General features: G+C 71.2%; 16 protein-coding genes. 7 read left to right on the top strand and 9 right to left on the bottom strand.

Annotated elements, in window-relative coordinates:
• Positions 1 to 11: 11 nt before the first annotated feature.
• The 3 genes from ACIRB1_RS45780 to ACIRB1_RS45770 all read right to left on the bottom strand — a co-directional run bounded on the left by ACIRB1_RS45780 (position 12) and on the right by ACIRB1_RS45770 (position 2939).
• Entirely contained in the window at positions 12 to 1091 is a 1080-nt protein-coding gene (locus ACIRB1_RS45780) for an amidohydrolase family protein (RefSeq protein ID WP_352181733.1), read from the bottom strand.
• 85 nt (positions 1092 to 1176) lie between these two features.
• A complete protein-coding gene (locus tag ACIRB1_RS45775) occupies positions 1177 to 2142 on the bottom strand; it encodes an electron transfer flavoprotein subunit alpha/FixB family protein (protein WP_403469897.1) in 966 nt (321 codons plus the stop codon).
• Positions 2143 to 2177: 35 nt separating this feature from the next.
• The gene (locus ACIRB1_RS45770) at positions 2178 to 2939 is read right to left on the bottom strand and encodes an electron transfer flavoprotein subunit beta/FixA family protein (protein ID WP_403469910.1); all 762 of its coding nucleotides are present in this window, start codon (positions 2937 to 2939) and stop codon (positions 2178 to 2180) included.
• A gap of 163 nt (positions 2940 to 3102) precedes the next feature.
• Between ACIRB1_RS45770 and ACIRB1_RS45765 the strand changes: the two genes are divergently transcribed.
• Genes ACIRB1_RS45765 through ACIRB1_RS45735 form a run of 7 tightly spaced genes read left to right on the top strand, consistent with a single transcriptional unit; the run spans position 3103 to position 10006 of the window.
• Positions 3103 to 4422, top strand: a complete 1320-nt coding sequence (locus tag ACIRB1_RS45765; protein ID WP_403469896.1) for a phenylacetate--CoA ligase family protein — start codon at positions 3103 to 3105, stop codon at positions 4420 to 4422.
• A complete protein-coding gene (locus tag ACIRB1_RS45760) occupies positions 4422 to 5153 on the top strand; it encodes a hypothetical protein (protein ID WP_403469895.1) in 732 nt (243 codons plus the stop codon). The genes ACIRB1_RS45765 and ACIRB1_RS45760 overlap by 1 nt, the downstream gene beginning before the upstream one ends.
• A 2-nt stretch (positions 5154 to 5155) precedes the next feature.
• The gene (locus tag ACIRB1_RS45755; protein ID WP_403469894.1) at positions 5156 to 6067 is read left to right on the top strand and encodes an SDR family oxidoreductase; all 912 of its coding nucleotides are present in this window, start codon (positions 5156 to 5158) and stop codon (positions 6065 to 6067) included.
• A 1-nt stretch (position 6068) separates the two neighbouring features.
• Positions 6069 to 6512, top strand: coding sequence for a Zn-ribbon domain-containing OB-fold protein (locus tag ACIRB1_RS45750; RefSeq protein WP_403469893.1), 444 nt, complete (start codon positions 6069 to 6071; stop codon positions 6510 to 6512).
• Positions 6509 to 7657 carry a thiolase family protein gene (locus ACIRB1_RS45745; protein WP_403469892.1) on the top strand — a complete coding sequence of 383 codons (1149 nt, stop codon included), beginning with the start codon at positions 6509 to 6511 and terminating at the stop codon, positions 7655 to 7657. The genes ACIRB1_RS45750 and ACIRB1_RS45745 overlap by 4 nt, the downstream gene beginning before the upstream one ends.
• Before the next feature lie 16 nt (positions 7658 to 7673).
• Positions 7674 to 8894, top strand: coding sequence for an acyl-CoA dehydrogenase family protein (locus ACIRB1_RS45740; protein WP_403469891.1), 1221 nt, complete (start codon positions 7674 to 7676; stop codon positions 8892 to 8894).
• Positions 8891 to 10006: an acyl-CoA dehydrogenase family protein gene (locus ACIRB1_RS45735; RefSeq protein WP_403469890.1), complete on the top strand. Its 1116-nt coding sequence runs from the start codon at positions 8891 to 8893 to the stop codon at positions 10004 to 10006. Before ACIRB1_RS45740 ends, ACIRB1_RS45735 begins: the two co-directional genes overlap by 4 nt.
• A gap of 60 nt (positions 10007 to 10066) precedes the next feature.
• Here the strand turns inward: ACIRB1_RS45735 and ACIRB1_RS45730 are convergent, their stop codons facing one another.
• Genes ACIRB1_RS45730 through ACIRB1_RS45705 form a run of 6 tightly spaced genes read right to left on the bottom strand, consistent with a single transcriptional unit; the run spans position 10067 to position 15416 of the window.
• Positions 10067 to 11224, bottom strand: coding sequence for an acyl-CoA dehydrogenase family protein (locus ACIRB1_RS45730; RefSeq protein WP_403469889.1), 1158 nt, complete (start codon positions 11222 to 11224; stop codon positions 10067 to 10069).
• Positions 11225 to 11241: 17 nt separating this feature from the next.
• A complete protein-coding gene (locus ACIRB1_RS45725; RefSeq protein WP_403469888.1) occupies positions 11242 to 11760 on the bottom strand; it encodes a DoxX family protein in 519 nt (172 codons plus the stop codon).
• Positions 11757 to 12668, bottom strand: coding sequence for an SDR family NAD(P)-dependent oxidoreductase (locus ACIRB1_RS45720; protein ID WP_403469887.1), 912 nt, complete (start codon positions 12666 to 12668; stop codon positions 11757 to 11759). Before ACIRB1_RS45720 ends, ACIRB1_RS45725 begins: the two co-directional genes overlap by 4 nt.
• A gap of 3 nt (positions 12669 to 12671) precedes the next feature.
• A complete protein-coding gene (locus ACIRB1_RS45715) occupies positions 12672 to 13838 on the bottom strand; it encodes a CaiB/BaiF CoA transferase family protein (protein ID WP_403469886.1) in 1167 nt (388 codons plus the stop codon).
• Between the two features lie 41 nt (positions 13839 to 13879).
• Positions 13880 to 14659: an enoyl-CoA hydratase/isomerase family protein gene (locus ACIRB1_RS45710; RefSeq protein ID WP_403469885.1), complete on the bottom strand. Its 780-nt coding sequence runs from the start codon at positions 14657 to 14659 to the stop codon at positions 13880 to 13882.
• Between the two features lies 1 nt (position 14660).
• The gene (locus ACIRB1_RS45705) at positions 14661 to 15416 is read right to left on the bottom strand and encodes an SDR family NAD(P)-dependent oxidoreductase (RefSeq protein WP_403469884.1); all 756 of its coding nucleotides are present in this window, start codon (positions 15414 to 15416) and stop codon (positions 14661 to 14663) included.
• Positions 15417 to 15443 lie beyond the last annotated feature (27 nt).

The raw sequence follows: 15443 nt of genomic DNA, 5'->3' as shown, positions 1-15443 counted from the left end.
GTCGGTCCCGCTCAGACGGCCGCGTCCTGGGGAGTCCGCTCGGGCAGGCGGAACAGTTCGTCGAAGGTGCCGCGGGTGACGCGCTCGCGGATGTCCGCGGGCACTCCGTCGAACAGCTGGTGCAGCGTGGACTGCGTGTGGCCGTAGGTGCCTTCGAGGTGCGGGTAGTCGTCGCCCCACATCACGTTGCGGTAGCCCGTCGACTCCACGATCTCCACCGAACTCTTGTCGTGCTGGAAGGAGGCGTACACCTGCTGCCTGATGATCTCGCTGGGCAGCCGGCTGAGCTTCGGGCGGACGAACATCCCGTGCTGGCGGTAGGCCTCGTCCATCCGGTCGCCGATGGCCGGCACCCAGCCGGCGCCGCCCTCCGCGATGAGGATCTTCAGGTCGGGGTGCCGGTCCAGCGCGCCGCCCGCGACCATGTGGGCCACGACCCGCATGCCGGGATAGGTGGTCTCCATGTAGTTGACGACCGCGCCGCCCGGCCCGCGGAAGACTACGTTCTCGCCGCCCGTGCCGATGTGGAAGCCCAGCACCAGACCGGCCCGCTCGGCAGCCGTCCACAGCGGCTCCCAGCGGTCGAGCGCGTACTCCTCGCCGGGCCGCGTCTGGCACGGCAGGAATACCGACTGGAAGCCCAGTTCCGCTACCCGCTCGACCTCGGCGACCGCGTCGTCGACGTCGGCGGTGGAGACGCAGGCGGGGGTGATGACCCGCTGGTTGCGGCCGAGGATCTCGGAGTGCGCCCAGTCGTTCCAGGCCCGGACCGTCTCCCTGGCCAGCTCCCGGTCGGTGATCGACACCAGCCAGAACCCCATGGAGGGGAAGGCCAGTTGACCCCAGACGCCCTCCTGGTCCAGGTCCTTCAGCCGGACCTGGAGGTCCCGGGCGCCCGGCGGGCGCATGGCGTCCATGAAGTCGTTGAGCTGGCGGTCGATGCGTTCGCCGTCGATGTACAGCACCTCGTACTTGTCGCCACGCTCACTGCGCGGCGCCCGCTCGGCGAGGCGCGGCGGCAGCGCCTGGACCCACAGGTCGTCGGGTTCCATCACATGGGAGTCCCCCGAGTTGACCCAGATCTTCGTCATGACGCTCCTTCGGGTCAATGGATGTAATCAGTTAGCGATTTTAGTGGTTTCGGTCGCCAGGCGGAAGGCCGGGAGGGGATGGAGATCAGCTCCGCCGCCGTTCGATCTCCTCGACCAGCTGCGGAAGCACCTGGAAGAGGTCTCCTACGACGCCGTAGTCGGCGAGTTCGAAGATCGGGGCGTCCTTGTCCTTGTTGACGGCGACGATCGTCCTGGAGGTCTGCATGCCCGCGCGGTGCTGGATCGCCCCGGAGATCCCGGCGGCGAGATAGAGCTGCGGGGAGACCTGGGTCCCGGTCTGGCCGACCTGGTGGCTGTGCGGGTACCAGCCCGCGTCGACGGCGGCACGGGACGCCCCGACGGCCGCGCCCAGAGTGTCGGCGACGCGCTCGATCACGACGAAGTTCTCGGCGCCGTTCACACCCCGGCCCCCGGAGACTACGATGTCGGCCTCCGTCAGCTCCGGACGGTCACCGCGCTCACGGGGCGTGCGGGAGACGATCCTCGCCGAGGTGGCGGCGGGGCCGAAGGCGATGTCCCGCTTCTCCACCTCGGGGGTGACGGGCGCGGGTTCGGGCGCGGTGGCGTTCGGTTTGACCGTGATCACCGGGACGCCCCGAGTGACATGGGCCGTGACCTGGTACGTCGCCGCGAACACCGACTGCTCGGTGACCGGGCCGCCGTCCCCGCCCGCCGTGATGTCCACGGCGTCCGTGATCAGCCCCGAGCCGAGCCGCAGCGCGACCCGGGCGGCGGTCTCCTTGCCGTCCGGGCTCGACGGCAGCAGGATCGCCCCCGGTGAGGTGTCGGCGGCGATCTGGGCGAGCGCGTCGACGGCGGGAGTGACGAGCAGGTTCTCGGCCTCGGGTGCGTCCACGACGTACACCTTGTGCGCGCCGTGCCGGCCGAGGGCCTCGATCGCGGGTTCCGTGCCGGGGCCGACGAGGACGGCCGACGGCTCGCCCAACCGGCGTGCCAGGGTGAGCAGTTCGAGAGTCGGCTTGCGGACGGTGCCGTCCAGGTGGTCGACGAGTACGAGGATCTCGGCCATGGTGCTGTGCTCCTGCGGTCGGCGGAAGGGGCGGGTCAGGCGAACTTCTTGGCGGTGAGGAAGGCGGCCAGGCCGATGCCGCCCGCCCCGTCGTCGGTGACGAGTTCTCCCTTGGTGCGCGGCGGACGCCTGGTCGCCGTGTCCACCGCCGACCTCGCGGCGGCGCGGCCGACCTGCGTGGCGTCGATGCCGAGGTCGGCGAGGGTGAGGGTCTCCAGCGGCTTCTTCTTCGCGGCCATGATCCCCTTGAAGGAGGGGTAACGGGCGTCGCCGGAACGGTCGGTGACCGATACGACGGCCGGCAGGTCGCCACTGATCCGTACGGTCGCCGTGTCGCCTTCGCGTCGGCCGGTCACCGCGCCGCCCTGGACCGCCAGCTCCTCGACGTGGGTGACGGCCGGCACTCCGAGCCGCTCCGCGAGCAGCGCCGGTACGACCGCCGCCCCGCCGTCCGTCGACGCCATCCCGCACAGTACGAGGTCGAAGCCGTGCCGTTCGATCGCCCTGGCCAGCACCAGTGAGGTGGCGAACACGTCGCTGCCCTCGATGCCGTCGTCGGCCACGTGCAGCGCCGAGTCGCCGCCCATGGCGAGTGCCTTGCGCAGGGCGTCCCTGGCGTCGTCGGGGCCGACGGTGAGGTAGCAGACCTCGGCGTCGGGGGCCGACTCCGCGATCCGCAGGGCCTGTTCGACCGCGTACTCGTCGAGTTCGGACAGCAGTGAGTCGACCGACGCGCGATCGGCGGTGCCCTCCTCGGTGAAGGTGCGGTCCGCCGTGGCGTCGGGCACGTGCTTCACGCAGACAACGATCTTCACGATGCCCCTCCTGGGATCTAATGAGTGCTAATAGTTAACTATATAGATCGGGCAGGCGCGAGAGCTCACCTGTAATCCGTCGAATTGGTTGACTGATTGCGCTGATAGCTGGAAGATCTGGGCAGCTGAGCCGCGAGGAGGCGTCATGGTCGACAGGGACATCGGGGACAGGTACTTCGAACCAGAGGTGGAGACCATGTCCCGCGACCGGTTGCGGGCGCGGCAGGAAGAGCGGGTCCTGGAACTCGTCGAGTACGCCTACGGCAACTCCGTCCTCTACCGCGCACTCTGGGACGACCACGGGGTGCACCCGCGCGACATCCGGTCCCTGGACGACTTCCGGGCCCGTATCCCCTTCATCACCAAGGACATGGTGCGCGCCCACCGGGCCCGCACCGGCGATCCCTTCGGCGGGCTGCTCTGCGTCCCGACCGAGGAGCTGACCTCCGTCTCCTCCAGCTCGGGCACCACCGGCGATCCGGAGTTCTTCGCCGAGATCTGGGAGGACGCGCCGCCCCTGGTGGCCGCGTCGGTGCGCGACCTGTGGGAGCTGGGGCTGCGGCCGGGGGACCGGGTGCTGAGCGCCGCCGGCAACTTCCGCAACCTCATGGACCCGGGATACCAGGCCCTCGGGGCCGTCGTGATCGAGGTCGACATCTGGCTCGGCCGGATGCGCGAGATCGTCGAGGCCATCCGCGAGTACCGGCCGGTCTACCTCCAGATGATGTATCCGCACATGGTCGAACTGGAGCACCTGGCCGACAAGGTCGACCTCAAGGAAGCCTTCTCCTCGCTGAAGGGCGCCTCCTGCGCCGGCCAGCCGCTCAGCCGCAAGATGCGCGAGCGGATCCGGAACGACTGGGGCATCGACGTCTACGAGTACACCAGCGCGGCCGACACCGGCACCGCCTGGGAGTGCCGCGAGCACGACGGCTTCCACCTCTGGGAGGACACCGTCCTCGCCGAGTGCCTGGATGTGGAGAAGGACCCCCGGCACGACGTCCCGGACGGCGAACTCGGCGAACTGGTCGCCACCGACCTGGACAACCGGGCCGCCCCGCTGATCCGTTACCGCAGCGAGGACCTGGTCCGCATGTCCCGGGACCGGTGCGGATGCGGCCGGACCCACGCCCGGATGTGGGTCGGCGGCCGGCGCGGCGACGAAACCGTCGTCCAGGGCCGCTCCGTCGTCCTCGCCGACATCTGGCAGGCCGTCGAGGACCAGCCCGAGACGGTCGCGGGCGTCTTCCAGATCGTCCGGGAGCGGCGCGAGGTCGACGCACTGCGGCTGCGCGTCGGCTACGACCCCGACATCACCGGCGACGTCGACGCTCTGGCCGGACGGCTGGGCAGGGCCGTGCACGACCGGACCGGGGTGGAGCCCATGCTCGAACTGCGCACCGAGGGAGAGCTGTTGCGGACCATGACCAGCGTCGCCAAGTTCCCCCGGGTGGTGAAGCGCTGATGACACGCGCCGACACCCTCGCCCGCGCCCGGGAACTCGACCGGCCCCAACTCGCCTACCTCGTACGCTTCCCCACCGCTCACGGGACCGGGGAGACCGACCTCACCTGGGCACAGATCGACCACGACACGGCCTGGATCGCGGGCCGGTTGAGAGAACACGGACTAGCCGCCGGCCGGCGGGCCGTGCTCACCGCCTCCGGGTTCGAGGGCTTCTGGTGCCACGCGATGATCGGCGCGCTGCGCACCCTGCGGGTGACCTACGGGATCGCGGAGGCGATGGGCTGGGACCACCGCCGAACCGCCGTCTTCCACCGGGAACTTGCACCCCAGGCGATGATCGGTCTGTCGGCCGAGACCGTGGAGGGACTCTCCGGCGCCGCCGACATCGGCGAGATGTTCCGCTCCACGTCCGTCGTCCTCGCCCGGCCCACCGCCGTACCGCTGCTGCACGCCGTGGGCGTGTCCGCCTGTGTGCTCGCACCGCTGGGGCCGGCCCTCGCCATCGAGTGCACCGAGCGCGCCGGCGCGCATGTCGACGCCGCCGCGTGGCGGATCGGCGAACGGGACGGGCAGTTGACCGTCGCGGCGGCGGAAGGGCGCGGTTCGCCGCTCGCCGAGACACCGCTCGGTGTCGTGGGCCGGGTCGTCACCGGCCGGTGCGGGTGCGGCAGCGACGACCCGCGGGTTCTGTTCGCCGAGGCCAACCAGCTTTCACCAGCGAGGAGTTGAGGATGTCCGAAGGAGTGGTCGACGGCCGGATCGTGGTCGTCACAGGCGGCGGCAACGGCATCGGCCGGGCCCACGCCCTGGCCTTCGCCGCGCAAGGCGCCAAGGTCGTGGTCAACGACCTGGGCGGTGCGCGCGACGGCGGTGGTGCCTCGGCCGGACCGGCGCAGACCGTGGTGGACGAGATCGTCGCGGCCGGTGGCGAGGCCGTGGCCAACACGGACGACATCTCCGGCTGGGAGGGTGCCGGACGGCTCGTCCGGCAGGCCGTGGACACCTACGGCGGCCTGGACGTCCTGGTCAACAACGCGGGCATCCTGCGTGACCGGATGATCGTGTCGATGACCGAGCGGGACTGGGACAGCGTGCTCGCCGTCCACCTCAAGGGCAGCTTCGCCACCCTGCACCACGCCGCCGTCTACTGGCGCGAGCGCGCCAAGTCCGGCCACGACAACGACGCACGGGTCATCAACACCACCTCTCCCTCCGGCATCTTCGGCAACCCCGGCCAGTCGAACTACGGCTCCGCCAAGGCCGGAATCGCGAGCCTCACCCTCATCGCGGCGGCCGAACTCGCCCGCTACGGCGTGACGGTGAACGCCATCGCACCCACCGCGCTGACCCGGCTGACCGAGGACATCGCGATGATGAAACAGGCCGCCGAGGCCCAGGACCTCACCCCCGAAGCGATCTCGCCGCTCGTGGTGTGGCTCGGCTCGGCCGCCTCGCGCGAGGTCACCGGCCGGGTCTTCGGCGTCGTCGGCAACCGTGTGACGGTCCTCGAAGGCTGGGTCAACGGCCCCGGCGCGAGCGCGGAATCACGCTGGACCCACGAGGAACTGACCTCCGTCGTCCCGAACCTGGTGGCCAAGGCGGCCCCGAACGCCGACGCGCTGGGCAACCGGAACGGAGCATGAGATGACGACCTCCCAAATCCCGGTGGCGGAAGGCCTGTTCACCTGGCCGCCCGACGACACCGCACCCCTCCGCCTCATCGGCTCCGAATGCACCGCCTGCGGCCTGGTGAGCTTCCCCGCCGCCCCGGACTGCGTGCGCTGCGCGAGCACCGATGCCAAGGAACGGCTGCTCGCGGACCAGGGGACCCTCTGGACGTACACCACCCAGGACTTCCGGCCGCCGTCACCGCCGTACGACGGGCCCGAGACCTTCGAGCCGTACGCGGTCGGCTACATCGAACTCCCCGGCGAACTGCTGGTGGAGGCCCGCCTCACCGAGCACGACCCGGAGAAGCTCAGGATCGGGCAGCGGATGCGGCTGACGCTGCTGCCCTACACCGTGCGGGACGACGGCACCGAGGTCGTCACGTTCGCGTTCGCCCCCGCTGAGGAGGAGACACCGTGACCGAGGCCGTCATCATCGGCGTGGGGCTGCACCCCTTCGGCCGGTTCCCCGGAAAGCCGGCCCTGGACATGGGCGCGGACGCGGTCCGCCTCGCGCTCGCCGACGCGGGCGTCAACTGGCCGCAGATCCAGGGCGGTTACATCGGAAGCTATGAGGTCGCCAACCCGGACGCCATCGTCGGCAGGCTCGGCCTGACCGGCGTCCCCCTGCGCGGGGTGTTCAACGGCTGCGCCACGGCCGGTACGGCGGTGGCGCTGGCCGCCCGCGCGATCGAGACCGGCGAGCACGACCTGGCCATCGCGATCGGCCTCGACAAGCATCCGCGCGGGGCGTTCGCCGCCGACCCGTCCGTGGCGGGCATCCCCGCCTGGTACGGGCAGACCGGTCTCTTCCTCACCACCCATTTCTTCGGCATGAAGATCAACCGCTATATGCACGACCACGGCATCTCCCACGAGACGCTGGCGCGGGTGGCGGCCAAGAACTTCGGCAACGCGGCTCGGAACGAGAAGGCGTGGCGCCGAACTCCCTTGTCCCCGGCGGAGGTTCTCGCGTCGCCGGTGCTCAACCACCCCCTCCGCCAGTTCATGTACTGCGGCCCCGACGAGGGGGCCGCGGCTCTCGTGCTGTGCCGGGCCGACCAGGCCCACAAGTACACCGGGAAACCGGTGCGGGTCCGGTCCACCGCCCTGCGCAGCCGCCGGCTCGGCGCCTTCGAGGTGCAGAGCCCGTCCTTCCCGGTCGGCGAGCTCGTGCAGAGCCCGACCGTGGACGCCTCACGGGAGGCCTACGAACGGGCAGGGATCGGCCCCGAGGACGTCGACATCGCCCAACTCCAGGACACCGACGCCGGATCGGAGGTCATCCACATGGCGGAGAACGGCCTCTGCAAGGACGGCGAACAGGAACGTCTCATCGCCGAGGGCGCCACCGAGATCGGCGGCAGGCTCCCCGTCAACACCGACGGCGGACTCCTCGGCAACGGCGAACCGATCGGCGCCTCCGGGCTCCGCCAGATCCACGAGATCGTCCTCCAACTGCGCGGCACGGCGGGCGACCGGCAGATCCCCGGCACACCCCACGTCGGCTACACCCACCTGTACGGCGCGCCCGGCGTGTCGGCGGTGACGATCCTCTCGACCTGAGAGCACAGGGACCTTCATGGAACAGGACATGCGGGACTTCACCGCCGAGGTGCGGCGCTTCCTCGACGCCCACGCGCCGAAGACCCCCGAACGCACCGCCCTCACCTGGGGCGAGGGCGACGACTCGATGGCGTACTTCAGCAGCCTCCCGCCCGAGGAGGAGCGGGAGCACGTGCGCCGGGCCCGCGACTGGCAGCGCGTCCGCCACGAGAACGGCTTCGGCTGGATCACCGGCCCACCCGAGTACGGCGGCCGGGGCCTGACCCCCGTCCACGACCTGCTCTACGACGCCGTCGAGTCCGAGTACGACGTCGCCGACACCGGCGTGCTCAGCGTGATCGGCCTCGGCATGATCGGACCGACGATCCTCGCGCATGCCCAACAGCCCCTGAAAGACCGCTGGTTGCCCGCGATGTACCGCGGGGACGCCATCGCCTGCCAGCTGTTCAGCGAACCCGGTGCGGGCTCCGACCTGGCGAGCGTCGCCACCAGGGCGGTCCGCGAAGGCGACGGCTGGGTGCTGAACGGCCAGAAGGTGTGGACCTCGGTCGCCCAGCACAGCCACATCGGCCTCGCCCTCACCCGCACCGACCCGGACGCGCCCAAACACCGGGGCATCACGGCCTTCCTGGTCCCCATGGACGCACCCGGCGTCGAGGTCAGGCCACTGCGCCAGATGACCGGCGGCGCGGACTTCAACGAGGTCTTCCTCACCGACGTCCGCGTCCCCGACGACCACCGGCTCGGCGACGTCGACGGCGGCTGGACCGTGGCCCTGACCACCCTCATGAACGAACGCGCGACCGTCGGCAGCGAAGGCGCCGGACCGGTCGCCGCGGCCCTCTCCCCGGACCACCTCTCCGCCCTGATGCGGGCCACCTGGACCTGGGACGACCGCGCCCTGCGCGCCCGCCTCGCGGAACTCCTCGTGGACACCCTGGCCACCGGGCACCTCAACTCCCGCGCCCTGCGCACCCTGCGGGCCGGGGGCACACCGGGCCCCGAGATGTCGGTGTCGAAGCTGATGTACGGCCAGAACCTCACCCGCGCCGCGCACTTCGTGTCCGACGTGCTCGGACCCCGGATCGTCGCCGACACCGGACAGTGGGGCACCTACGCCTGGTCCGAACTCCTCCTCGCCACACCGGCGTTGCGCATCCTCGGCGGCACCGAGGAGATCATGAAGAACATCCTCGCCGAACGCGTCCTCGGACTGCCCAAGGAGGTGCGGTCATGACCGCCGACGACACCGGACTGCGGGAACTGCGTTTGTCCGTGAGGGAGTTCCTCGCCGCCAAGTCGCCCGAGGAAGCCGTGCGCAAACTCATGGAGAGCGAGCCGCGCTTCGACCCGGCGGTGTGGACCCAGGCGGCCGACCAACTGCGGCTGCCCGGACTGGTGATCCCCGAGGAGTACGGCGGCGACGGCTTCGGACTGGTCGAACTCGGCGTCGTACTGGAGGAGATGGGCCGCGTCCTGTTGTGCGCCCCCTTCTTCTCGACCGTCGTCCTCGCGGCACAGGCACTGCTCGCCTCCCGTGACCGGGAAGCCTGTGCCCGGTACCTCCCGGGCATCGCGGCCGGCTCGACGTCGGCCGCCCTCGCGGTGGCCGAGGACAGCGGCTCCTGGGACCCCGCCCTGATCTCCGCGCGCGCCGTCCCGGACGGGGCCGGCGCCTGGAAGCTGAGCGGCCGCAAGTCCTTCGTCATCGACGGGACGACCGCCGATCTGGTCCTCGTCGTCGCCCGCACGGTCGCCGGCCCCACGCTCTTCGCCGTGGACCGGGACGCCACCGGACTGACGGCCGAACCGATGGAGACCCTGGACGCCACCCGGGCGATGGCCCGGCTGACCCTCGACGCCGTGCCCGCGACGCTCGTCGGCACGGACGGGGCCGGCGGGCGCACCATGGCCAAGGTGCTGGACATCGCGTCGGTCGCACTCGCCGCCGAGCAGTCGGGCGGGGCCCGCAGATGCCTGGAGACCAGCACCGGATACGCGCGCACCCGGCAGCAGTTCGGCCGGCCGATCGGCGCCTTCCAGGCGGTCAAGCACAAGTGCGCCGACATGCTCGTCCAGGTGGAACTGGCCGAGGCGGCCTCCCGGGAGGCGGCGCGGCTGGCCGACGAGGACTCCCCGGAGTTCCCCGTCGCCGCGGCCGTGGCCCACGCGTGCTGCTCACGGGCGTATCTGTTCGCGGCCATGGAGAACATCCAGGTCCACGGCGGCATCGGCTTCACCTGGGAGCATCCGGCCCATCTCTACTTCCGGCGCGCCAAGTCCTCGCAGTTGCTGTTCGGCGGCCCGGCTGTGTATCACGAGCGGCTGCTGGACCGGCTCGGGATCTGAGCGGTTCGAGAACGAGGAAGGCCCCGGGTCGCTCCGGGGCCTTCCTCGTTTTCGAACCGCTCAGCCTCTGGCCGCTTCGCCCAGCAGCGCCTTCGCGATGATGACCTGCTGGATCTGGCTCGTCCCCTCGTAGATCCGGAACAGCCGGGCGTCGCGGTAGAAGCGCTCGACGGCGACCCCGCGCATATAACCCGCGCCGCCGTGGACCTGGACCGCGCGGTCCGCGACCCGCCACACCATCTCGCTGGCGAAGTACTTCGTGCAGGACGGCCCGATCTTGGTGTCCGTACCCGCGTCGAAGGCACGGGCGGCCTCCAGGACGGTGGCGCGGCCGGCGTAGTAGTCGGTCTGCGAGTCGGCGATGAGCCCCTGGACGAGTTGGAAGGAGCCGATGAGCTTCCCTGATTGCCTGCGGGTGCTCGCGTAGGCCACCGACTCGTCGACGAGGCGCTCGGCCATGCCGACCATCAGCGCGGAGATGTGCACCCGGCCGTGCGCGATGCAGCCCATAGCCGTGGAGAACCCTCGGTTGAGCCCGGCCTCGCCGCCCACGAGTGCGGACGCCGGTACGCGTACGTCGTCGAAGAACACGTCCGCGGTCCAGGCGCCGAGCTGGCCCATCTTGTGGTCCTTGGGCGCCACCGTGAGACCGGGGGTGCCGGCCGGGACCAGGAAGGCGGAGATGCCGCGGGTGCGCGGGGCGTCGGGGTCGGTGCGGGCGAAGACCATGAAGACGTCGGCGAGCGGGGCGTTGGTGATGTACCGCTTGGCACCGTTGATCACCCAGTCCCCGCCGTCCCGATGCGCCCTGGTGGTCAGCGTCGAGGGATCGGAACCGGCGTCCGGCTCGGTCAGCGCGAACGACGCCAGGACCTCGCCCGAGGCGATCCTCGGCAGCCAGACCGCCTGCTGTTCCTCCGTGCCGCCGACCATCAGGACATGCCCGGCGATGCCGTTGTTGGTGCCGAACATCGAGCGCAGGGAAGGGGTGGTGTATCCCAGCTCGAACATCAACCGGGCTTCCTCGTACATGGACAGGCCCAGTCCGCCGAACTCCTCGGGCAGCGCGAACCCGAACAGGCCCATCTTCTTCGCCGCCTCGCGGATGTCCGCGGGCATCTCGTCCTTCTCGTCGATCTCGGCTTCGAGCGGCACCACGCGCTCGCGCACGAACCGCCGGACCTCGGACAGCACCGCGCTGAAGTCAGCCGCGTCCATGTCGACTCCCTGTCTGATCAGTCATCTGTCTCTCGCGGCTCGTGTGCGGGCCGGTAACACAGGGCGAGCAGCGCCGCCGCACTCGTCGTTCCGAGCGCCGCCGCCACCAACGCGGGCTTCAGGCCCGCACGTTGACGGCCCGTCAGTCCGTCGAGCGAGTACCGGCCGTTGCCGAGTGCCGCCAGGGCGATGGCCGCGCCGCCCACGACACCCACGTACTCCCAGCCGCCCTTGAAGACGAAGAACCCCTTGCCGCGATGGTCGGTGCGGGCCGCCACGGTCATCAGCCCCACAGCTGCCGCAGCCGGGAGGGGACCGGCCGCACCCAGCGCGATACCGGCACCGGCCGCCATCTCGGTTCCGGCGGCCATCCGGGCGTGCGCCTCGGCGGGCCGCAGACCGAGCGCCTCGAACCAGCCCGCCGTGCCCTTGAGCCCGCCCGGTCCGGCGACCTTGTTCCAGCCGTGCGCGAAGAGCATCGGGCCGAGCGTCGCGCGCAGGACGAGCGCGGCGATGTCGTGCCCCCGCTCCCTCACTGACCGGCTCCCGTGGCCCGCCCGGCGGGCACAGCACCGTACAACTGCGGTACGGCGTCCACGAGTTCGTCGTAGGTGAGGGCCTGCCCCGACGCGCTGGGGTGGACGGCGGCGATGGTCCAGCCCTGGAGCCGGTTCAGCCGGTTGCCCTCGATGCGCAGGACCTGGCCGGTCAGCCAGGCAGCGCTGTCGGAGGCCAGGTAGACGACGACGCCCGAGGCGTTGGCGGGGTCGCGCGGGTCGAAGCCGTCGGCGGCCTCAAGACCGGCGCCGACGGCCAGGCCGTCCGTCATCCGGGTCGCGGCGATCGGCGAGATCGCGTTCGCGGTGACGCCGTACTTGCGCATCTCCAGGGCCGTCAGCACGGTGAGTCCGGCTATGCCGGCCTTCGCGGCGCCGTAGTTCGACTGTCCCTGGTTGCCGAACAGACCGGTCCCCGACGTCGTGTTGATCACCCGGCCGGTGATGTGCTCACCCCGCTTCGAGGCCTCGCGCCAGTACGCGCACGCGTGCCGGGTGAGCGCGAAGGTGCCCTTGAGATGGACCGCGATCACGGTGTCGAACTCGGCCTCCGTCATCGAGAACAGCATGCGGTCGCGCACGATCCCCGCGTTGTTCACGACGATGTCGAGGCGGCCGAACTCCGCGACCGTGTCCGCGACCATGGACTCGGTCGCCGCCCAGTCCGTCACCGAGGAGTGGTTGGCGACCGCCCGCCCGCCGAGCTTGGTGATCTCGGCGACGACCTCGTCGGCGGGGGAGTCGCCGGTCCGCTCCCCGTGGATGCCCGCGCCGAGATCGTTCACCACCACGGTCGCGCCGGCTTCGGCGAGGGCCAGGCAGTGCGCCCGGCCAAGCCCCCTGCCGCCGCCGGTCACGATGGCGACCTTGTCGTCGAGGATGCCCACGACCTACCTCCTTGTTCGGCCCAACTCGTCGAGTACTTCGTCGGTGTGCTCGCCCAGCGTCGGCGCGCCGCTGCGAGGCTTGTCGTCCACGCCCCAGAAGGCGACCGGTGTCGCCACCGTCCGCAGTGGCGGCGCGCTCCCCATGCCGGGCTGTTCGACGAACGCGCCGACCGCCTCGGCCTGCGGATCGGCCGATACCTCGGCCAGGGTCTGCGCCGGTGCCCACCACACGCCCTCGGCGTCGAACCGTTCGGCCCATTCCGCCAGCGGCCGACTCGCGAAGACCGCGTCGAACTCGGCGATCAGTTCGCGTACATGGGCCCGCCGGGCCTTGCCCGTCGCGAACCGCTCGTCGCTCCCCAGGTCGTCCCGGCCGAGCGCCTTGACGACGCCGGGCCAGTGCCGGCTGCCTTCCAGACCGACCAGCCAGAACCAGCGGTCGTCGCCGGCCCGGTAGCAGTTGTAGAGCGGCGACTCGTGCTCGGTGCGCGGGCGGGTCCGGCCGCGTCGGCCGAAGAAGTTCTGAAGGGCCAGGTCATTGCCGTTGGCGTAGGTGCCGGACCGCAGCAGCGACACGTCCACCACACCGCCCTCGCCGGTGCGTTCACGGCGCAGCAGCGCGGCCAGCACACCGGCCACCAGATTGGCCGCGGCCGTACGGTCACCAAGTCCGGGGCGGATACCGGGTGGTGGCTCCCCGGCCGGGTTGAGCATGGCGGCGATGCCGGGCCGCGCCCAGAAGGCGGAGACGTCGTATCCGGCACGGTCGCGTTCGGCGCCCGTCCAGCCGTAGCCGGTCAACGTGCCGACGACCAGGCGGGGATGGCGGACCCGCAGCTCGTCCGGGGCCAGGCCCAGCCGTTCCAGCGCGCCGGGGCGGAGGTTGGTGACGAAGACGTCGGCGCGCTCCAGCAGTTGTTCCAGTACGGCCTTGCCGTCCGGTGCGCGCAGGTCGAGGACGATTCCGCGCTTGCCGCGGTTGTCGGTTTCGAACGGGGGTGCGCTGTCGATGTCCTGGCCGACATGGCGCAGCGTGTAGCGGTTGGGATCGCCGGTCGGCGCCTCCACCTTCACCACGTCCGCGCCCCAGTCCGCGAGCATGGTGGCCGCGGCCGGAGCCGCCACCCACATGCCCAGTTCGACGACCGAAATGCCTTCCAGTGGCCGCATGGCCCACCTCCCTGCTTGTCGCTGTCTCGTCGGTGGGCCCGCTACTCGCCGCGGAAGGCGCCGGGGCGGCGCTCCCGGAAGGCCTTCAGGCCCTCGGCCCGGTCCTCGGTGGCGAACAGCACGGCGACGGTCTCGCGTTCGTAGGAGATCGCGGCCTCCAGATGCATCCCGAGACCGTGGTCGACCAGTCGCTTGCCCGCCGCGAGGGCCAGCGGGGCGCCGGCCGCGAGCGTGCGGGCCAGTGTCTCGGCGGCGGCCAACCCCGCGCCGGGCTCGGCGAGTTCGTTGACGAGACCGAGCGCGTGCGCGCGCTCCGCGTCGATCGGCTCGCCGGTGAGGATCATCTGCTTGGCGACGCCGGGCGGGATCAGCCGCGGCAGCCGCTGGGTGCCGCCCGCGCCGGGCAGCACGCCGAGTTTCATCTCCGGCAGGCCGAGCCGGGTGCCGTGCTCCGCGACCCGCAGGTCACAGGCGAGGGCCAGTTCGAGGCCGCCGCCGAACGCGAACCCGTGGACGGCCGCCACCGAGGGCTTGGGGAACTCCTCGAGGAGCGCGAACGCGTCGGTCAGCCGCTCCACGAAGGCACGGAACTGCCAGGGCGTCGTGAACGACTCGATCTCACCGAGGTCGGCCCCGGCCGAGAACGCCCGGCCCGATCCGGTCACCACCAGGGCGCGTACGTCGTCGTTGTCCCGCAGATCGTCCAGCGCCCGGGTGAGCAGGGCCACGGTCCGGGACCCGACGGAATTCAGCCGCTCCGGCCGGTCGAGCGTCAACACGGCGATTCTGTCGCGGAGTTCGACACGCAGCACGGTGCTCACCTCAGACCATCGTGAGTCCGCCGCTGACCGAGAGCGTCTGCCCGGTCATGTAGGCGGCGTCGTCGGACGCGAGGAAGGCCACCACACCGGCGATGTCGGCGGGCCGGGCGACGCGGCGCAGCGGGATCGCCCGGACCGTCGCGTCGTACATCTTCTGGCTGTACTCGGCGACCTGGCCGAGCAGCGCGGTGTCCGTGGGACCCGGGCAGACGCAGTTCACGGTGATGCCGTGCCGGGCCGTCTCGCGCGCGAGGGCCTTGCCGAAGGCGATGACACCGCCCTTGGTCGCGGAGTACACGACCTCGCCGGACGAGCCGACCCGGCCGGCGTCCGAGGCGATGTGGACGATCCGGCCCCCGCCCCGCTCGATCATCGGGTCGAGGACGGCCCGGGTCATCGTGATCGTGCCGCGTAGATTGACGGCGATGATCCGGTCCCAGGTCTCCTCGTCGCTGTCGACGAACCGGCCGATGACATCGACCGCCGCGTTGTTCACCAGCACGTCCACCGGGCCGAGTTCGACGCTCACGCGCTCCACGGCCGCGTGGACGGCCGCGCTGTCGGAGATGTCGGCCCCGACTCCCGTGGCGCGCACCGCGTACCGCTCCGTGAGCCGGCCCGCGACCTTGGCGGCGGCCTCGGCGTCCAGGTCGCAGACGGCGACGGCGGCTCCCTGGGCGGCGAGCCGGTCGGCGATCGACTCGCCGATGCCGCGGCCCGCTCCGGTGACGAGTGCCACCTTGTCCCGTACGCTCACGCGCCCTCCCTCGCCCGACTGCCGATA

It is taken from the genome of Streptomyces sp. NPDC096013 (assembly GCF_044763565.1).
Classification (GTDB): domain Bacteria; phylum Actinomycetota; class Actinomycetes; order Streptomycetales; family Streptomycetaceae; genus Streptomyces.
Note: the sequence above shows the minus strand (reverse complement) of the source record. Positions and strands in the feature narration are given on the sequence as shown.

Bases quoted from the DNA above. Each gene is read 5' to 3' on its own strand.
- ACIRB1_RS45780 (WP_352181733.1), bottom strand. From the start codon at position 1,091: ATGACGAAGATCTGGGTCAACTCGGGGGACTCCCATGTGATGGAACCC.
- ACIRB1_RS45775 (WP_403469897.1), bottom strand. From the start codon at position 2,142: ATGGCCGAGATCCTCGTACTCGTCGACCACCTGGACGGCACCGTCCGC.
- ACIRB1_RS45765 (WP_403469896.1), top strand. From the start codon at position 3,103: ATGGTCGACAGGGACATCGGGGACAGGTACTTCGAACCAGAGGTGGAG.
- ACIRB1_RS45760 (WP_403469895.1), top strand. From the start codon at position 4,422: ATGACACGCGCCGACACCCTCGCCCGCGCCCGGGAACTCGACCGGCCC.
- ACIRB1_RS45755 (WP_403469894.1), top strand. From the start codon at position 5,156: ATGTCCGAAGGAGTGGTCGACGGCCGGATCGTGGTCGTCACAGGCGGC.
- ACIRB1_RS45750 (WP_403469893.1), top strand. From the start codon at position 6,069: ATGACGACCTCCCAAATCCCGGTGGCGGAAGGCCTGTTCACCTGGCCG.
- ACIRB1_RS45740 (WP_403469891.1), top strand. From the start codon at position 7,674: ATGGAACAGGACATGCGGGACTTCACCGCCGAGGTGCGGCGCTTCCTC.
- ACIRB1_RS45735 (WP_403469890.1), top strand. From the start codon at position 8,891: ATGACCGCCGACGACACCGGACTGCGGGAACTGCGTTTGTCCGTGAGG.
- ACIRB1_RS45730 (WP_403469889.1), bottom strand. From the start codon at position 11,224: ATGGACGCGGCTGACTTCAGCGCGGTGCTGTCCGAGGTCCGGCGGTTC.
- ACIRB1_RS45715 (WP_403469886.1), bottom strand. From the start codon at position 13,838: ATGCGGCCACTGGAAGGCATTTCGGTCGTCGAACTGGGCATGTGGGTG.